Source organism: Pseudomonas sp. Tof1 (assembly GCF_055390395.1).
The window spans coordinates 4,092,152-4,109,177 of the sequence record NZ_AP024344.1 but is presented as its reverse complement, the minus strand read 5'-3'; the positions used below and the strand labels follow the sequence as shown (position 1 = coordinate 4,109,177).

The window sequence follows — 17,026 nt, the reverse complement described above, 5'->3', positions numbered from 1 at the left end:
CTACCCTGCAGCCCGCCGGGCGGCGTCGCTTTCGGTGGCCTGGAACCAGGCCTCGCGCTGGCTGTCCAGCAACTGGCGCTGCCAGGCCTGCATCTGGCTGTTGGGCTGCTGCTGACGGATGAACGCCAGCAGCGGGTCCACCACCGCGGTACGCACGCCCGACAGGGCCTCCAGCGTCGCCAGGCCACAGAACGGCACGTACGCTTCGGCATAGCCGCCTTCATGCACCAGCACCAGACGACCACCGCACAGGCGATCAGCCACTTCGCGCACCTTGGCGGTCATCAGGCGGAACGACTCGCTGTGCAGCAGCATCCGCGCCAGGGGATCGACCGCGTTGGCGTCGTAGCCGCAGGCGACGAGGATGAGTTCCGGTTCGAAGCGCTCCAGCGCGGGAATGACCAGCGTGTCCATGGCGTACTGATAGGCGTCGTCGCCGCTGCCCGGCAGCAGGGGGATATTCAGGTTGGTACCGACGGCAGGCCCCTCGCCGCGGTCTTCGGCACCGCTGTAGCCCGGTGGGAAGCAGCCTTCCTGATGCAGCGAAATGGTCAGGACGTCACTGCGCTCGGCATAGATCGCCTGCGTGCCGTTGCCGTGATGCACATCCCAGTCGAGCACCGCGACCTTGCCCAGACCGTGGCGGGCCTTGGCCGCTTCGATGGCCACCGCGATGTTGTTGAAGAAGCAGAAGCCCATGGCCTGGTCGGCCGAGCAGTGATGCCCCGGCGGGCGCGACAGCGAGTAGGCGTTGCTGGCCTCGCCGAGCAGTACCGCCTCGACGGCGGCAATGGCCAGGCCGGCCGACAGCCTGGCGATCTCGAAGCTGCCCGGCCCGATGGGCGCGTCGTTGCCCAGGCTGCCGCCGCCAGCGTCGCTCAAGGCCTGGAAGCGCTGCAGATAGTGGGCCGGATGCACCCTGAGCAGGTCGGTGTCGGAGGCCGGCTCGGCGCTGCGCACTGCCAACTGGCGGGTCAGGCCGCTGACATCCATGAGGTTCTTCAGGCGTCGTTTGGTTTCCGGCGACTCGGCGTGTCCGGCCGCCGACGGCGGTTGCACCCAGCCGCCCACCGGCAAGGTCAGGGCGTGCAGCCCGGCGCTGTGCCACAGGCTGAGTTCGTCGAAGAAAAAGGCGGTCTTGTGCATGTTATCGGTCTCTTTCAAGGGTGTACTGTAGCAGCGGCACCTGGGCGCCGGCCCGCGAGGATCAACAGCAGCGACAGCAGCGTCAGGGCCGCCGCGCCCAGGAGTGTGGTGCGGTAGTCGCCGCTGGCCTGGATCAGGTGCCCGGCGATCCCGGGGCCGATGGCCAGGCCGGCGCCGATCACCAGGTTGCTGAGGTTCATCAGCCGGCCGCTGGGGTCGAGTTCGGCCAGGCAGGCCAGGATCAGCGGCAGGACGAAGGTCCAGGTGAACTTGAAGATCAGCGCCGCGCAGGCGAAGCGCAGGGCGGCCGGTTCGTTCTGCAGGAGCAGCACGGCGCCGAGCATCAGTGCGTAACCCAGGATCAGCAGCGGGGTACGCGGCAGGCGGCCACCGATCAGGGCGGTGCACGCCGCGCCGACGATGCCCATCAGGGTGGCGATGGCCAGGATCTGGCCGCTGTCCTGGGGGCTGATCGAGGCATGGCTGGCGATGCCGCCGATGAAGGTCCAGACGCCGCTCAGGCTCACGTAGAAGCACAGGATGGCCAGGATCCCCAGGAGCGCGCGGCCCTTGGCGATCGGTGCCCGGGGCTGATCCGCGGCGCTGCTGAGGGCAATCGGGAAGGTGCGCACCAGGGGCAAGGCCACGGCCATCAGGGCGGCGAGGCTCAGGTAGCAGGCCGCCAGGCCATGGCGGGCAAACAGCAGGGGCAGTACCTGCAGACCGATGGCGCCGAGGACCAGTTGTCCCAGCACCCAGAAGCCATACACGCGGCTGCCATTGCCCATCAGGGCGGCACTGACCATGCACAGGATCATCAGCGACCCGCCGCCCAGGCCCGCGGTGATGCGCATCAGCATCAGCAGGGAGTAGTCGCTGACCAGCGCCGAGAGCAGGTTGCCGACGACGAACAGGGCACCGGCGAGCAACCCGGCCTTGCGCAGGTCGACCCGCTTGAGCCACCAGAAGGCGGGCACTGTCGCCAGGCTCATGGCGCCCAGCTCGGCCATGAACAGGTTGCCGATCCGGGCCGGTGCCAGTCCCCACTGGCTGGCGAGCTGCGCCGCCACGGCCGGGGCCGTCATCAGCAGGGAAGGGGTGATGGCCGCCAGCACCACCAGGGCGATCATCAGGGGCCGTTGGCGGGTGATTGCCGGGGCGGATACCTGAGTGTTATCGATGGAAAGGCTCATGAAGGAACGCTCCGGTGCGGGTTAAAACACATGGACCAGACGCAGCAGCGCCTGACTGCCGTGGTAGCCGTTGTCGGTGTCGACATTGCGGGTCAGGGCCAGCAGCCCCTGGTTCCGCTTGTCGAACCAGTGGCCCAGCTCGAAGCCGACCTGGGTGTAGCGCTGGTGGGTGTCGGCCAGGCGGTTGTCATTGAGGCGCAGTTCCCCGCCGTCGGCGTGGATCAGGCGCAGTGCGCCGTAGGTGGCGGGGGTGAAGTCGTAGGAGGCGAAGGCCTGCAGGCGATAGAGCGGGTCCTGCTTGAGCGTCGAGCCGTAGTAGTCATCGTTCTTGCCGTAGACCTGGGCCTCGAGGTTGGCCTCGAGCAGCCACTTTTCGCCGATGCCCTGGGTGAAGTTGTAGACGAAGTGCCCGGCCCAGCGATTGGCGCCGGGCGAGACGTCCGGGTTCTGGCTGTGGTATTCGCCCACCGGCAGGCTGATCAGGCTCAGGAAGCCGCTGTAGGTGCGGCTGGCCGGGTTGTTGATCAGGTACAGGGTGCCGCCGACCTGTGGATCGCCGAACCCGCTCTCGTGGCTGCGCGAGGTGGCGCCGGGCAGGCGGGCGTCGATGTCGGCGAACGGTACGATGAACTGCGGCGTGCACAAGGTGCCGCAGATGTCGGTGAAGATCAGCTGGCGCCAGGCCAGGGCGTTGACGTTCAGGTCCGCCCGGCCGGTGCTGTTGGCGCGGCCGTGGTAGTCATTGTCGCGGGTCATGGGCAGGTAGAAGACGCCCAGGGTCGTGCCCACGGGAGCGCTGACGAAGTCGCGGGCGTTGAGGTCGGCGGCCTGGGTGCCCGTCGAACCAAGGGCGGTGGTCAGTGCCAGTGCTGCGGTAAAGCCGGGTGCGTGGGGCGATTTCATCGATCAGGCTCACTTCTGTCGGGAGAGGGGAAGGGCAGATTTCAGGCATGAGGGCGCCCAGGCCGCCGGTGGGGCGGCAGGATTGCTCAGCATGGAAGGCGTGGCCGGGTGGTCAGTCGGGTGTGGCGCGCAGCAACTGGGCGATGCGCGCCTTGTCCTTGACCCCGAGCTTCGTATAGATCGTGCGTATGTGATGGCGCACGGTGTTCGGCGCCAGGCCCAGCTCGCGGGCCACTTCCTTGTAGGTCTTGCCTTCGCCGAAGCCCTGGGCGACGTCGTACTCCCGTGGGCTCAAGCGTTGCAGTGGCGTGCGCGGACGGGCCGCGAGCACGAACAGGTCTCCGGTGCGGGAAATGCTCAGTTGCAGCGTGCCCAGTGTCTGTTCGCCCTCGGTGATGGCAATGGGCAGGTTCGGCCCGCTCCAGTCGGCAAAGCAGCCCAGCCAGCGCTCGATGAAGCCGCGTTCGGCGCACTGCAGGGTGCCTTTGCGATCACACACGGCCAGGGCCAGGTTGTGCGGGGAGTCGAGGCTCTCGCGCTGGGCGATCAGGGTGCGGATCTGGTTGGCGGAAATGGCCGCCGCCAGGTGCGGCATCACGTGGTCCAGCAGCAGCCGGTCGGTGTCGCTGAAGCGCGGCTGGCCAGGGCTGCGGTACAGCGCCAGGTGTTCACTCAGTTGTGTCAGCGGGTCGATGACCATCACGCACAGCAGCTCCTGGATGCTGTGCCGCGCTCCCAGCCAGCGCAACCCTTCAGTGCTGTGCATGTCGATGATCACGGCCTGGCCCGGGTGCGAGTGGGTCATGGCAAGGGTGATGTCATCCTCGTGGATGCAACGCCAGTCCTGCAGGTAGTCCGCGGGCAGGTGAAACAGGTGATTGCGGTGCTCTTCAAGCATGCCGTCAATCAGGGCGGCGCGCCCCCACCAGGCCTTGTCGAAGGAGACCAGCCCCTGCAACCGGGCCAGCATCGCGTCATGAAAGTGCTCGACGCTCCGGTCATTGGCCAGGCGCTGGATATCCAGAAGGGCGCTGCTGAATAGGCTCAGCAGCATGTTGCCGGTAGGGCTGCTCATGGGCGGTACCTCGGTGCGACCTGTTATTTTTATTGGCACGCGATCGGTTGGACCAGACGCCGGGGACGGCGTGGGCAGGGCCAGTGGGGCAGTATCCGCCGGGGGATGGGGATGGCTATCCTACAGATGCAGGATGCGGAACCCCCAGGGTGTCGTGCGCCGGCCCTGGGGATCGACGACAGGCCCGACTGGCCGCTCTAAAAAAACGTGGCGGGTGGTTTTGAGGGAAGTCATTACCCAAATGGCTTTCTTTATGATTCGCCCATGGAGGAGGCTGTACCCGCTGACGCCATGTACTGCTCGGCCTCTGCCAGCAGCCACGCTGCAAAGGCATCTCGCCGTGCTGCCGAGCGCGACTGCAGAGGTTGTACCAGCCAGTAGGGGTAGGGATACGGCACGACATGCTCGGACAACTGCACCAGTTCTCCCCGCTGGATGGCGTCATGCACCAGGCTGCGACGCTCCAGGGCGATCCCCTGGCCCAGTGTCACGGCGCGCAGGACGAGGTTGGAGTCATTGCTGCGCAGGCCTCTTCGAGGCGCCTCGATATCCAGGCCCGCGGCCTGGCACCACGGCTGCCAGGACTCCATGCTGAAGATGATCGGGCTGTCGACGATTTCTGCGGGTGTTCCTGGAAGGCGCCCGCCATTGAAATGCGGGGCGGCCACCACGACCGACTCATCCTGGAACAGCAGGCGGCTCTGCACGCCCTCCCAGTCGCCACGGCCCATGCGAATGCCGATGTCCATGTTTTCCTTGGGCGAGCGGGACACCGCCAGGCTCGCCTGCAGACGGACATTCACGTCCGGGTGCAAGGCCTGGAACCCGGGCAATCGGGGTACCAGCCAGTGGGCGCCGAACGAGGGTACGACGGCCACGACCAGTTCGCTGGCGGCGGGCTGGGTTTTGACCGAGCGCGTGGCTTCAACGATGTGGCCGAGGGCTTCGCGAATCTGCAGGGCGTACAGCCGTGCATCCTCGGTGACCCGCACCCCGCGACCCTCACGAGCCAGCAAGGTGACGCCCAGGGTCTCTTCCAGCAGTTTGATCTGCTGGCTGACCGCCGAATGGGTGACGTGCAGTTCCCTGGCGGCCGCGGTCACGCTGCCCAGGCGGGCCACGGCCTCGAAGCTGCGCAGGCAACTCGTGGGAGGGATATCGAACATGTAAGTCAGGCTTACCAAAAGTGACAGTATTTACCGATATTACGCCGATTTTCAGTCAGGTAGTGTAAGTGGGAGTGAAATAACCCCTGATGCAAGGAGCTGGAATCGTGAAACTACTGGGTATGCTGGATTCACCTTACGTGCGCCGCGTTGCCATCTCGCTTGACCTGCTCGGTGTCGAGTTCGAGCATGCGTCGCTGTCGGTCTTCAGCCAATTCGATGCCTTCGCCGCGATCAATCCGGTAGTCAAGGCGCCGACGCTGGTACTCGACGACGGCACGGTGCTGATGGACTCCTCGCTGATCATCGATTACCTCGAAGCGTCCCAGGCTCACGACCATGGCTTGTGGCCCCGGCAGCCTCAGGCGCTCGCCAGTGCATTGCGCACCACCGGCCTGGCATTGGCCGCCTGCGAGAAGGCGGTTCAACTGGTCTACGAGCGCAAGTTGCGCCCGGCCGAAAAGCAGCACCAGCCGTGGATCGATCGTGTCATCGGTCAACTGGTTGCCGCCTGCCGGGCGCTGGATCAGCAAATCGCATCGATGGCACGGGATTCAAGCGGGCGGCCGGATCAGGCCGCGCTCTCTACGGCGGTGGCGGGGTCGTTCATCGAGCTGATGCTACCCGACCTCATCAGACTGGAGGACTTTCCGGCCTTTCATGCACACACGCAGCGCCTGGAGCAGACCGAGCTGTTCAAGCGCTACCCAGTGCAGTAGTTCTGGCTGGCGGAGATATCCTCCCAGAGATCCACAGACTCGATCTGCCGGTGCGTGGTGTCCGTGTCGATCTTATAAGTCGACAAAACGATCAGCCTGGGTCAGTAGCAGGGCAAAGAGACGCGGCATTTTCTGGCAGGGCAGGCGCATTGGCTCGATCAGTCGCCTGCATAGCGTTGGCTTGGGTAGTCAGTGGGGAAGGGCGGGTCTGGCGGCGTTGAGGAGGGCAAGTTGTTCAGGCCTGGTGCGAGCAGCCAAGGGAGCGGCAGTTCAGCTCACTTGGGCATAACGCTCGATGGGGGGTTGCCCGCGTCGTTACTCGAACAGCTCCGTCATCCCTCCGCCCCCGGCGCATAACCAAAATACGCCTTGTACGCATGATTGAAATTCGCCGGATTGGCGTACCCCAACCGATACGCAATCTGCGCCACCTGCCATTTCTTCTGCTGCAACAACGTCCGCGCCAACTCCATCCGCTGCTGCCGCACATACTCCAGCATCGACTGCCCGAACACCTGCCCGAACGCTCGTCGCAAGGTGGTTTCGCCGACTCCCAACTGCTGCGCCAAAGCCAGGCTGCCAGGCGGGTCGAGCAGATGAGCATCCAATTGTCGGCGTGCCTCATGCGCCAGGTCCCGATGCCCGCGTACCGCTGGTGCCTGCTTGGCCACCTGGCCCTTGAGATGCGCCGCCAGTTCCACCAGCACCGCCAAACTGAGGCTCTCCTGGTGCAGGCGTTCCAGCGCACCTTCGTACGGCGAATGATAAAGCCGCTCCAGCAGACTCCCCAGTGCCCGGCAACGATTGAGCGCCGAGAACTGCATGCCCTTGTCGAGCAGCCCGAGCAAGGGTTGCAAGGTTGAATCCTCTTCGGCCAGTTCCCGCAGGTAGTCACCGGCGATCCGTAGCCCGGCCATGCGCGCATGGCTGCCGGCCGGCAACTGGTCCACCGCCTCCATGCTTTCGCTCAGTCCCAGCGTATGGGGCGCGCCGGTGGTGTACTGGTTGAGCCGGCCGTCGACCCGATGCTGCCACTGCCCGTGCAGCACCTGGACGATGCACAGGCTGCCGGGCAGTACCTTGTCGATGCGCAGGGGCTCGGGGAACTGCAGGTCGCAGTCGAAGTACTGCAGGTGCGGGCGCACGGTCCGTGCACGATAGTGACCGCTGGCGCTGCCCAGCACCTGGCCGATCGCGGGATCGAGCACGCCGGTGTGGGCCAGCGAGGCGGGGCGGTCGAAGCAGAATTGTGTATCCAGATAGGCGTTCCAGCGTTCCATCGACACGGCGTTTCCATGAAAACTTGGCTACATGGTCACAAATGTTAACGCGATCACGGGCACGGCGTCAGCGCTTGTGATCGACGGCGTGATTGTTGTGGGTGGCGGCCATGGCGGTTGGCAGTACGCCGGGGGCGGACTTCAATAGTCGCCCCTCCCACCTTCAAGGAACCTGAACGATGCTCGATTTTCGCAAGTGGGCGCTGCTGTTCGTCACCACGCTGGCCCTGCTGGCCGGCTTCGCCCAGGCCGAGGAACGCCCGCCGGTGGCGGACAAGGTCCTGGCCTATTCCGGCCAGCAAGGCGTCAAGGTCTGGACCCTGCGTATCGGTGAGCGCAGCGATAACCAGGCGCTGGTACAAGTGGAAGACGTGGACCATGACTGGAACCTGCGCATCCAGAAAATGAATGTGGAGAAAACCGCGAAGGACACCCGCTATTCCACCACCGTCGATGGCCAGAAGTTCGTCGTGCTGATCCTCCAGGAAGGCTGGGGCGAGCTGTATCTGCCGGGCGAGTCCAAAGCCCTGACCGTCGGCTATGACGAGAACCTGTCCAGCCGCGGCGATGCTCAGGCGTTTCTCACCGAATACCTCAAGAAGCAGTAAGTGATGAGCCAAGAGAGCGAGACTCCGATGACCAATCCTCAACAACCCGACCTGTCGGCCAGTCTCGGCGGTGAGTACGACCGCTTCAGCGCCACCCAGCGCGAGCAGACGATCGCCGAACTCAAGCAGGTGATCGAGCGTGTACCCGAGCAGTCCGAGTTCACCAACACCGGCCGCTACAAGTTGCTCGGCCCGCTGTTCACGGTGATTGCGCTGGGCATGCTGGCCCTGGGCGTGCATCATGGCAAGACCGGCCTGATGGTCTGTGGCGGGTTCCTGGCCCTGCTTTTCCTGCTGGTCACCTGGCAGCACCGCAACGCCGGTCAACACGCGTTCATGCGCCTGACCCGTCGCCAGTTGTTCGTCGACACCCTCAGTGCGCCGGTCAACCTGGCGGACGTCGTTGACATCTTCGTCAAGGACGAGGGCCTGGTGACGCTGCAGAAGCTGACCCTGCGTCCCGGCAGCCCACTGCCGACCCACCGTGCCGTTCGGCAGTTGTTCGGCAACCAGGCCATGGCGTTGAAGAAACCGGAACCGCACATCCGCATTCATTCGGCAGGGCTGATGAGCAATGGCCGCAAGCTGGACTGCGACGAGATCGACGCGCTGCTCAATGCCTATTGGCAGGCCGCACATGCTCAGCAGGAACTGGATGCGTTGCAGCGCAACGGTTGAGAAAGCGGGCACGGCTTCGACTCGTGCCAACCGCGTGAATGCTTGCTGAATCAAGCCCGGCTCCGGGCAACCCCTGCCCGGAGCCGGGTCACCGTTACTCGAGCAGTTGTTCCAGGCTCGGGTCGCGAATCACGCGCTGCAATGGCAGTTGAGGCGCGCTGCCGGACTTGAGCATTTTCAGCTTCGGACTGGCCACTTTCGTGCAGGCATTGCCGCCGTTGGCGTAGATCCCGCCCATGGCGCATTTCCACTCGTAGAAGTTCGCCAACCCATTGGACATCTGCAGGCTGAAGTCCGTGCTCTGGGTGCCTGGCGTGAACGGATGACCGGCCTGGATGTTCTGGAACCACTTCATCCATTCAGGCGAGCCCACCGGTGGCACCTTGTCCGGACTCTGGAACGTCGGGTTCATGAGCGCAACTTGCGGTGACTCGGCCGTCATGTGGCAGCTCTGGCAGGAACTGACGGGGTTGTCCACCGGGCCATTGAGGCGCCCGTTCCAGCCCAGGTGGGTCGGTGGCAGCTCCTGGGTGTTGGCGTTGATGGCGGTCTGTTTCAGCGCGGTGTTGATCTTGGTGACGGTCGGCTGCTTGTTGGTGAAGTCATCGCCTGTCTGTTGCGGATCGTTGCCCCACATGATCCCCACCGGTACCAGGTTGTCCCAGCCGGCCTTGCCGGTCTTGGCCCCGTTGTACTGGAAGGTGCCGAAGATCCAGCCGGTGTCTTTCATGCGCGTGTCGCGCACGGCGATGTCCATCTGGATCAGCGCGACGTCGCGGACCACACGGTTGGTCGACTTGAAGGTATCGGTGATGTATGCCTGCCACAGGACCGGGTTGGCCAGAAATGGCACGGTGCTGCGATCGATGTCGGCGAACAGCGCCTTGCACACCACTGTCCCGTTGGGGAAGCTGTTGGGTTGCGAGGTGTAGCTCGGGTCGGGGTTCTGCGGGTCTTTCCAGACCTGGCCGACGGTGTAGGCGCCGATGTCGTTGTAAATGCCCACGGCATAGGTCTGGCCGGTGGCGGTCTGCGTCGGTGCCAGTTGCTTGACCTGGATCTGCGCTTCCTTGGTCAGGCCATGGATGCCCTCACGCCCCAGCGGACCATAGTGCTGCCACGGCATGTGGTACCACTGGCGCACCTTGTTCTTCTGCACGTCCCAATTGACCTCGATGTTGCCCTCCAGGCAGTAGTTCTTCACCTCGTTCATGTAGACGCGCCAGGTTTCGAAGTTGTTGTCCGGCTTGGCCGGCAGTTTCTTGAAGAACGCCGGTGGCGAGCCGGTCGGCGGCTGGGTGGGGTAGTTCTGACTGAGCACGAATTTGGGGCCGGTGTAGCTGTCCGGCGGCGCATAGCCGTAGTCGGGGTAGGTTCCGGCCTGTGCCGCGACGCTGAACAAGGCGGCCGCCACCGCGAATCCTGTGAGTGTTGTCTGGTGCTGGTTCATCGATTATCTCCTTGATGGGGAATACGCCGGGCACGTTTCGAGTCTGTGCTCGTGCTCAGCCGGGCTTTCCTTTTTTTCTTGGTCTGGGTCTCGGTTTGGCCATCGAGACGGGCTTCACGGGTCAGCAGGGTCTGGGGCAGTTCACCTCCTCGGCGGCGCCGGACAAACGAGTGCCATCCCCGGCAACTGCCGGAAAGGCGGAAAAAAGGGGAGACGGAGTGTGCGCAACGGATGCGAGAGGAAATTGCCTATCGACTCCTTGTCGATCGCGTGCCGTTCTTCCTTGCTACAGGTGTAGGCGACTTCCGCAAAAGTGCCATGCCCGGGATGAAAAATAGCGGGCTTTCGATTGCCGGGGATTCTCCGATCGAGTCTGCGGCTCTCCACCACACTGGCGCGTTCGACTTGGCTGATCTTAACTCTTCGGGGCCGACGGCTCGTCGGCGAGTCAGGCGGTGCTGGAACCGACCGTCTGTGAGTGCCCGTCAAGACCGACTGTACCCTCGACCAGGGACAGGGAACGTTCGATTATTAACCTTAGGAAGTTGCAAATGAAGAAAGTACTGTTGGCCGTGTTCCTGCTCTGTGGCGTCTCTCTGACTGCCCAAGCCGCCTGCCCGGTGTTCGGCCCGTCCAAGGATCCGTGCAGCGGACCGGTGTTCGGTCCGTCGACTTGCGAATGCCCTTGAGGTAGGTCGCATGGCGGATCCGGTGCGCCGGGTCCGTCAAGGATTCTCTGATCAAGTCACCACAGGCCATCCGAACGCTTGGGCAGCAGGATCGTTTTGTATTGGAACCGGACTTGAATGCGTTATTTAGCCAGGAGGGCTAAGGATATGTCTGCGCAACCGCTTACACATGTGCTCGTGGATACCGATGTCGATTTCGACGACTACATGGCCATCTCGTATTTGCTCAAGCACCATGCGATCAAGGTTGACGGCATCACCGTGACCGGAGTGGGGGCTGTTCACCTGAGTCACGGCGTGGAAAATATCAGCAACTTCCTCACGCTGTTCAATGACAAGACCATCGAGCAGACGCCGGTCGTGGCGGGCTTCCAGCGTCCGCTGCTGTATAGCAACACCTTTGCCTTCGATACACGCCAGGCGGCGGATAAACATTACGACGCCGCATTTCCCCGCAAGAATGCCAACCCGACGCGCACCGGCGCGGTCGAGTTCATCAGGGAAACCCTGGAAAGCGCTGACCACAAGTTCACCGTGCTGCTGATCGGCGGCGGCACGACCTGGGGCCACCTGTTCCGGCAGGCCAGGACGGACGCGGTCTTGCAGAAACTCTTGCGCAGCAAGGTCGAGCGCATCGTGGTGATGGGCGGCAACCTGCTGCCGCAGTACGTCAAGCCCGGTGCGGGCGGCAACATCAAGGACGCGCTGGGGTCTACGCCGTACTACACCAACGAGGTGGCCGAATGGAACATCTTCCTGGACCCACTGGGCGCCCAACTGGTCTTCGACAGCGGGATTCCCGTGCAACTGGTGGCGCTCAATGCGTCCAATGATATTCCCATCACCCAGGATTTCGTGCGCCAGCTCTCGCAGATCAAAGATCCGGTCGCACAGTTTCTCACCCAGGTGCTGGGCAGCTCGACCATCGTCCACGGCATCGGCAACTACCTGTATTTCTGGGACCCGCTGGCGGCCGTCGCCATCACCGATCCGCAACTGATCACATTCAAGCCCTACAAGCTGCGGGTGGAGCAGGAACTGAACGAGGAGCAGGACACCAGCGGGCAACTGATCCCGGACGAAGCCAAGTCTGCGGTCGACGTTGCTCTGGACGCCGCCAGCGGGTTTGTCCTGTCGCTGTATCTGGCCACTCTCGCAGGTCGATCGACCGAGGCCACGGTAGAAAACACGCGATGATCGTCAGGGGCTGCGTGGCCCCACAAACGGCAACGCCAGGGAGCACCGGTCTCGTCGAGTCTGACCCTGCGTTGCCCATCCCCCTCTTGCAGACAATGGAAATGCTGTTGCTTCAGGACACTCCACGGCCTGGAGCAGCGGTCACTTCAACGGAGTGAAAACATGAACCTCAGAACGGTGCTTGGCCGCTCGATCGTGTGCCTGTGTGGTTTATTGGCGACCTTTTCGATCCATGCGGAAAATTTCATTGTGGCGACACCGCAACAGGGTGTCGGCATTGCAGTCGATGTTTTCGATAAACCCGACGCCGCCAGTGGCACGCCTGCCTTTTCGAGTACCGTCAGATTTACGCTGCCGGCCTATTTCGTGCCTTCAGTCAATTCGTTCAAGGGCAAGGTGTATATGTTCTGGTCGAACAACTATGACCAGAAACATGTCTACTTCTCCAGTTCGCCCGATGGGCGCAACTGGTCCAGGGCGCAAGCCATCGACGTGGGCAGTGTACTGGGCAATGTCTCCGTCAGTGCCTTCAACCAGAAGCTGGTACTGACCTTCACCGACGCCCAGAGGCGGCTCAAAACCGTCAGTTCCGAGGATGGAACGGCCTGGTCCACGGCTCAGCCGATCGATACGAATCACACTGCCGTCACCAATAAGCCTGTGGTGTATAATGGCAAGTTGTTCGTGCTGTACAGCGAGAACTCGGGCAAGGCCGTGTACTCGGTCAGCTCCCGCGACGGGATCGCCTGGAGCCGCGAAAGCCTGGCCTTCCAGGAGACCGCCGATTCGATTCTGACGATGGTCCCGGTGGTCTACAACGGCCAGTTGTGGGCTTACTACGCCTTTGAAAATGGCGCCACGTTCGCGCGTACCTACGACCGGGCTGGCCAGTGGGGCGCCCGGCGTGACCTGCAGGGGATTGCCGGCCAGGGTGGGCTCAAGGGGTTTCTGAACAGCGCCGCGATGATTGACGATCGGGTGTTCATCAGCAGCAGTTCCACCACGTTCTATTCGACCGATGGGTTGAACTGGCATCCGTACTTCTCCAAGCGCTTCTCCGGCAATTCGGCCTACCCCTCCGGGCTGGGTGTGTCCTATGCGATCAGCGCAAACGACCTGACCCGCAGCAACCCACCATTGCCATCGGACCTGGCGACCGGCATCAGCCATACCGACTATGCCACCTTTGCCTGGCGCAGCTTCATCGCCCTGAACAACACCGCCAACACCCCGTTGCCGGCCAACCGCGGGGTGGGCAACCCGAACGGCAGCTTCGCCGATTCGGGCAAGGCCGCCCAAACGGCCAACCCCCTGCTGTGGCAGACCTTCGCCCACCGCACCGAGCTGTTTCCGGCGGTAGGCAAGAGCGCTGTCGGCGGCCCAACCCGTCCGTTCGGCTCCAGCCCGCAGTACAGCTACGTCCAGTTCCCCGATGGGGCGCCGTTGGCGCCGGGGGCCAGCTATGCCCATTACAACAACCTCGATGAGGCGACCCAGATCGGGCAGAACGCGATATTTTTCCCGGTCAATCCGCCGAAGGCGGCGATGAAGGGGAACGATTACGCGCCTTCGAACGACAGCCAGATCCTGTTCGAGGCCAAGGCCAACCCGGTGGTCTACGAGTATGCGAAGAGCCTCAGGAGCTACCCGGATCACATCGTCCTGCCCAACGGTGCCGTGGAAGTCAAGGCCGCCTGGCGCAAGCTGGCGGACATCCCGGTGGGGCAGCGTTCGCGCTACCACACGGCAACCGTGGTGACCTACCACGGCGATGACAGCAAACCGGTGGCCTATAACGAGGAGTACGCACTGGTCGCCTTGCACATCATCCACAAGACGCCCAACTACCCGACTTTCATCTTCGCCACCTTCGAGCATGAAGATGCGCTGAACCTGCCCGACAACTCGCCGACCGGGCTCTACTACATCGCCAACTACGACAGGATCGCCTACGCCTCGCCGCCGGATGACACGCCGCCGCCGGTGGCGACCTTCTCGGACGGCAAGGGCATTCACCGGGTGACCTTGCCCAAGGGTTACCTGGCCGATGCGAAGCATACGCCGCCGATCTACTCCGGCAGCAACGGGATTCCCAAGGGACAGGCCGGTCCGATCACGGTGGTGCAGCCGCAGACCACCCATGCTGAAGTCGCCGCAGTGAACGAGCAGGTCAGGCAGCTGATGGACGCCAGTGGCCAGTTCGGCAATTCAGTCTGGAAGCACTACCGGCTCAAGGGCGTGCAGGCCATCCCGTCGAGCAACGAGACTGACCCGGACTACTACCTGGCCAACATCATGGTCGAGAGCAGCCAGCCGGGGATTCAGCTGTTTCGGGGGACCAACATTTTCCCGGTTCCGCAGAACAACACCCTGACCAACATGCGCAACGTGGCCAACATCAAGGTGCCGGACTATGACCACAGCAGCCAGAGCCTGACCATGGGCGGTTGCATGGGCTGTCACGGTGTGGCCCAGTCTGCACTGAAGCAGGGTTTCAGCTTCCTGTTCGATGCCATCAATATTCCGGCTGGCTCCGGTACCCCCACCGGTTTCGCCAACCCGGAAACCATTGGCCTGCCGGATGTACGTGTCCAGCAGCAGCGGGCCCTGAAGTACTCGCTGAGCGTCAAGGACCGGGGCGCGGCCCAGTAAGCCAAGGCCGGGCCATCCCTTGTGGGTGAGGGGATGGCCACGGCCAGGGCATCATGGGCCTTAAACCCTCCGGGCGTCCTGTACAGTGCCACCGGCCGGTGGCCTGGGTGATGCCGACTTATCTGTCCGCAGATCCGCCAGGCGTACGCAGCGAGTCGCCGAGAAAGCTGCACAGGGCTTGCAGTTTGCCAGAACGCTGCTTGCGCGTTGGCACCAGCAACAGGATCGGTGCGGACTCGAACTGCCAGTCGGCCAGCACCCGCAGCAATGACCCGCTGGCCAGGGATTCGGCGACATCCCACTGCGATCTGAGCACCAGCCCCAGATCCTGTTCCGCCCAGCGACGGGCCACGCCGCCATCGTTGGTCACCATCGCCGGTGTGATAGGCAGGGTTGCCTGAAGCTGCCCTTTGCGCAGTTGCCAGACCGTCGCCGGTTCATGGTTTTCCCGAATCGAAATGCAGCGGTGCCGGTCCAGTTCGTCGGGATGTCGAGGCACACCGTACTGCTTCAGGTAGCCGGGGGAAGCGCAGAGCCAGCGCTCGTTGCTGGCCAGGGTCTGCGCCGTCCACGAGCTGTCGCTGATGGGGCCGATATGGATCACGGCATCGCAGTTGTGTCGAGCCGCCCAGGGTGCTTCGCGCAGATCGAGTTCGAGCCTGAGCCGCGGGTGCAATTTGGCAAAGCGCGCGATGATGGGGGCGATGCGCAAGCGACCGAACCCGAAAGGGGCTGCCAGTTTGAGGTGGCCCCTCAGTCCCCCGTCGGGTGACACCATCGAATCGGACAACTCCTCCAGTTGCCGCAGCAACTGCAGGCCTTCCTGCGCCAGCCGCTCACCTTCCTCGGTCAGCCTCAGGCAGCGGGCATCCCGGTTCGCCAGACGTACTCCCAGGTCCGCCTCGAGCTTGCGCAGGCGCATCGAGAGTGCTGGCGCAGTCACCTGCAGATGGCGAGCCGCCTCGCTCAGCGATCTGGAGCGGGCGAGGGTGGTCATCAACTGCAGGTCGGGGATGCTGATCATGTAGCTGAGCTTAACGTATGGATAATGGGACGTTAACCAGGGAATGGGGTGTCTGTATTAGTTTTCAGCGCTCACCATCCCCCTGGAGATCAGCCATGAGTGCGTCGCTCGAAACCCTGAACACCCCCGCCGCGATCATCGATGTCGCCCGCATGCACCGCAACATTGCGCGCATGCAGGCCCGGGCGGACAGGCTGGGTGTGCGTTTGCGGCCTCACGTCAAAACCTCCAAGTGTCTGCAGGTGGCTCGGGCACAGATCGCTGCCGGAGCCAGCGGGATTACCGTGTCGACGCTCAGGGAGGCCGAGGCCTTTTTCGCGGACGGCATCACGGACATTCTCTACGCCGTGGCCATGGCCCCGAGCAAGCTCGACCAGGCCTGGGCACTTCGCCGTCGGGGCTGCTCGCTGAAAATCATCACCGACAGCGTGCTGGGCGCCCAGGCCATGGTGGACTTTGCCCGTAGCCACCGCGCCAGCTTCGAGGTCTACATCGAAATCGACAGCGATCATCATCGCTCGGGAGTGCGCAGCGACGATCCGTTGCTGATAGAGATCGCCAAGGTCCTGCACGACGGCGGCGTGACTCTGGTTGGGGTTCTGACCCATGCCGGCGAAAGCTACAAGCTCGACACCCCGCAGGCCTTGCAGGCCCTGGCCGAAGTCGAGCGTCGCGAGTGCGTGGCGGCGGCACAAGCCATTCGCGCGGCAGGGTTGCCATGCCCCGAGGTGAGTGTGGGGTCCACGCCGACGGCATTGAGTGCCGCGGATCTGGCGGGTGTCACCGAACTGCGTGCGGGTGTCTATGTGTTCTTCGATCTGGTGATGCTCAACATCGGGGTCTGCGCGATGCCTGAGCTGGCGTTGAGTGTGTTGACCACCGTCATCGGTCATCAGCCGCAGAAGGGTTGGATCATCACCGACTCGGGGTGGATGGCCATGAGTCGCGACCGTGGTACCCAGTCCCAGGCCCGGGACTTTGGCTATGGGCAGGTCTGTGCCGCTGATGGGACGCCTATCGAAGGCCTGCTGCTGAGCAGTACCAACCAGGAGCACGGCGTCGCGTCCCATGAGTCGGTCGAGTGCGATGTGCTGGAGCGCTACCCGATCGGTACCCGTTTGCGCATCCTGCCGAACCATGCCTGCGCCACGGGTGCCCAGTTCCCCGGCTATGAGGCCCTGGAAGAGGACGGGAGCCTGCGGCGGTGGGGACGCTTGCACGGTTGGTGATCGGCCCGGCGGGCCAC

Annotated in this window: 15 protein-coding genes; 7 read left to right on the top strand and 8 right to left on the bottom strand. The window is 63.6% G+C overall.

Annotated elements, in window-relative coordinates; translation table 11 throughout:
* From ACZ5KU_RS18620 to ACZ5KU_RS18600, 5 genes are all read right to left on the bottom strand, one after another.
* Positions 1–1,146, bottom strand: a complete 1,146-nt coding sequence (locus ACZ5KU_RS18620) for a class II histone deacetylase (RefSeq protein WP_464735978.1) — start codon at positions 1,144–1,146, stop codon at positions 1–3.
* A gap of 14 nt (positions 1,147–1,160) precedes the next feature.
* Positions 1,161–2,339, bottom strand: a complete 1,179-nt coding sequence (locus ACZ5KU_RS18615; RefSeq protein WP_464735977.1) for an MFS transporter — start codon at positions 2,337–2,339, stop codon at positions 1,161–1,163.
* A gap of 21 nt (positions 2,340–2,360) precedes the next feature.
* Entirely contained in the window at positions 2,361–3,242 is an 882-nt protein-coding gene (locus ACZ5KU_RS18610) for a transporter (RefSeq protein ID WP_054057349.1), read from the bottom strand.
* Positions 3,243–3,354: 112 nt separating this feature from the next.
* A complete protein-coding gene (locus ACZ5KU_RS18605) occupies positions 3,355–4,317 on the bottom strand; it encodes a helix-turn-helix transcriptional regulator (protein WP_054057348.1) in 963 nt (320 codons plus the stop codon).
* Between the two features lie 251 nt (positions 4,318–4,568).
* Positions 4,569–5,483, bottom strand: a complete 915-nt coding sequence (locus tag ACZ5KU_RS18600) for a LysR substrate-binding domain-containing protein (protein ID WP_464735976.1) — start codon at positions 5,481–5,483, stop codon at positions 4,569–4,571.
* Positions 5,484–5,590: 107 nt separating this feature from the next.
* Here ACZ5KU_RS18600 and ACZ5KU_RS18595 point away from each other — a divergent pair, with 107 nt between their 5' ends.
* Entirely contained in the window at positions 5,591–6,202 is a 612-nt protein-coding gene (locus ACZ5KU_RS18595; RefSeq protein WP_464735975.1) for a glutathione S-transferase, read from the top strand.
* A gap of 332 nt (positions 6,203–6,534) precedes the next feature.
* On the opposite strand, the gene ACZ5KU_RS18590 is transcribed toward ACZ5KU_RS18595, so the two are convergent.
* Entirely contained in the window at positions 6,535–7,482 is a 948-nt protein-coding gene (locus tag ACZ5KU_RS18590) for an AraC family transcriptional regulator (RefSeq protein WP_464737419.1), read from the bottom strand.
* Between the two features lie 179 nt (positions 7,483–7,661).
* Here ACZ5KU_RS18590 and ACZ5KU_RS18585 point away from each other — a divergent pair, with 179 nt between their 5' ends.
* Positions 7,662–8,090, top strand: a complete 429-nt coding sequence (locus ACZ5KU_RS18585; protein WP_054064259.1) for a hypothetical protein — start codon at positions 7,662–7,664, stop codon at positions 8,088–8,090.
* Positions 8,091–8,117: 27 nt separating this feature from the next.
* Positions 8,118–8,768: a hypothetical protein gene (locus ACZ5KU_RS18580; protein WP_464735974.1), complete on the top strand. Its 651-nt coding sequence runs from the start codon at positions 8,118–8,120 to the stop codon at positions 8,766–8,768.
* A 94-nt stretch (positions 8,769–8,862) separates the two neighbouring features.
* Here the strand turns inward: ACZ5KU_RS18580 and ACZ5KU_RS18575 are convergent, their stop codons facing one another.
* Positions 8,863–10,218 carry a hypothetical protein gene (locus ACZ5KU_RS18575; RefSeq protein ID WP_464735973.1) on the bottom strand — a complete coding sequence of 452 codons (1,356 nt, stop codon included), beginning with the start codon at positions 10,216–10,218 and terminating at the stop codon, positions 8,863–8,865.
* 551 nt (positions 10,219–10,769) lie between these two features.
* Between ACZ5KU_RS18575 and ACZ5KU_RS18570 the strand changes: the two genes are divergently transcribed.
* From ACZ5KU_RS18570 to ACZ5KU_RS18560, 3 genes are all read left to right on the top strand, one after another.
* On the top strand, positions 10,770–10,907 hold the full coding sequence (locus tag ACZ5KU_RS18570) for a PA0050 family protein (RefSeq protein WP_017904532.1): 138 nt from the start codon (positions 10,770–10,772) through the stop codon (positions 10,905–10,907).
* A gap of 147 nt (positions 10,908–11,054) precedes the next feature.
* Complete coding sequence (locus ACZ5KU_RS18565) at positions 11,055–12,104, top strand: nucleoside hydrolase (protein WP_464735972.1); 1,050 nt, start codon at positions 11,055–11,057, stop codon at positions 12,102–12,104.
* Positions 12,105–12,470: 366 nt separating this feature from the next.
* Positions 12,471–14,756 (top strand): sialidase family protein, encoded by a 2,286-nt coding sequence (locus ACZ5KU_RS18560; RefSeq protein ID WP_464735971.1) that lies wholly within the window; start codon positions 12,471–12,473, stop codon positions 14,754–14,756.
* Between the two features lie 118 nt (positions 14,757–14,874).
* Here ACZ5KU_RS18560 and ACZ5KU_RS18555 read toward each other — a convergent pair whose 3' ends face one another.
* The gene (locus tag ACZ5KU_RS18555; protein ID WP_464735970.1) at positions 14,875–15,780 is read right to left on the bottom strand and encodes a LysR family transcriptional regulator; all 906 of its coding nucleotides are present in this window, start codon (positions 15,778–15,780) and stop codon (positions 14,875–14,877) included.
* Positions 15,781–15,875: 95 nt separating this feature from the next.
* On the opposite strand from ACZ5KU_RS18555, the gene ACZ5KU_RS18550 reads away from it, so the two are divergent.
* Positions 15,876–17,009, top strand: a complete 1,134-nt coding sequence (locus tag ACZ5KU_RS18550) for an alanine racemase (protein WP_054064257.1) — start codon at positions 15,876–15,878, stop codon at positions 17,007–17,009.
* Positions 17,010–17,026: the final 17 nt, after the last annotated feature.

Coding starts and splice junctions, on each gene's coding strand:
- ACZ5KU_RS18620 (WP_464735978.1), bottom strand. CDS start 1,146: ATGCACAAGACCGCCTTTTTCTTCGACGAACTCAGCCTGTGGCACAGC.
- ACZ5KU_RS18615 (WP_464735977.1), bottom strand. CDS start 2,339: ATGAGCCTTTCCATCGATAACACTCAGGTATCCGCCCCGGCAATCACC.
- ACZ5KU_RS18610 (WP_054057349.1), bottom strand. CDS start 3,242: ATGAAATCGCCCCACGCACCCGGCTTTACCGCAGCACTGGCACTGACC.
- ACZ5KU_RS18605 (WP_054057348.1), bottom strand. CDS start 4,317: ATGAGCAGCCCTACCGGCAACATGCTGCTGAGCCTATTCAGCAGCGCC.
- ACZ5KU_RS18600 (WP_464735976.1), bottom strand. CDS start 5,483: ATGTTCGATATCCCTCCCACGAGTTGCCTGCGCAGCTTCGAGGCCGTG.
- ACZ5KU_RS18590 (WP_464737419.1), bottom strand. CDS start 7,482: ATGGAACGCTGGAACGCCTATCTGGATACACAATTCTGCTTCGACCGC.
- ACZ5KU_RS18585 (WP_054064259.1), top strand. CDS start 7,662: ATGCTCGATTTTCGCAAGTGGGCGCTGCTGTTCGTCACCACGCTGGCC.
- ACZ5KU_RS18580 (WP_464735974.1), top strand. CDS start 8,118: ATGACCAATCCTCAACAACCCGACCTGTCGGCCAGTCTCGGCGGTGAG.
- ACZ5KU_RS18575 (WP_464735973.1), bottom strand. CDS start 10,218: ATGAACCAGCACCAGACAACACTCACAGGATTCGCGGTGGCGGCCGCC.
- ACZ5KU_RS18570 (WP_017904532.1), top strand. CDS start 10,770: ATGAAGAAAGTACTGTTGGCCGTGTTCCTGCTCTGTGGCGTCTCTCTG.
- ACZ5KU_RS18565 (WP_464735972.1), top strand. CDS start 11,055: ATGTCTGCGCAACCGCTTACACATGTGCTCGTGGATACCGATGTCGAT.
- ACZ5KU_RS18555 (WP_464735970.1), bottom strand. CDS start 15,780: ATGATCAGCATCCCCGACCTGCAGTTGATGACCACCCTCGCCCGCTCC.
- ACZ5KU_RS18550 (WP_054064257.1), top strand. CDS start 15,876: ATGAGTGCGTCGCTCGAAACCCTGAACACCCCCGCCGCGATCATCGAT.